The sequence below is a fragment of the Stenotrophomonas sp. SrG genome (assembly GCF_050031795.1).
GTDB lineage: Bacteria > Pseudomonadota > Gammaproteobacteria > Xanthomonadales > Xanthomonadaceae > Stenotrophomonas > Stenotrophomonas rhizophila_A.
The window spans coordinates 1-257 of sequence record NZ_JBNBBE010000445.1; the positions used below are offsets into that span (position 1 = coordinate 1).

At 73.9% G+C, this 257-nt stretch carries 1 pseudogene; it reads right to left on the reverse strand.

What is annotated here, in order from left to right:
• Positions 1-214 (reverse strand): annotated as a pseudogene (locus ACQG3P_RS20420) (GTP-binding protein); the annotation flags it as partial.
• Positions 215-257: the final 43 nt, after the last annotated feature.

The window sequence follows — 257 nt, forward strand, 5'->3', positions numbered from 1 at the left end:
TCAGCAGGCTCGGCCAGATGAAGTCGAAGCGCTGCTGGCCGGGCGTGCCGTCGCGCCGCAGGCGGTCGCCGTTGGGCAGGTCGATAGCGGCGTAGTCCATCGCCACCGTGGTGGAGGCCTTGTCCGCGCCGGCGCGGTCGCTGTTGTGCACGTCGGTATCCCCCACCGCGCCTGCGGCGATGGCGCGCACCAGGGTCGACTTCCCGCCCCCCATGCCCCCCCGCCCCCCGATCGTGTGGTCGCGCCTGCTCAGCCCC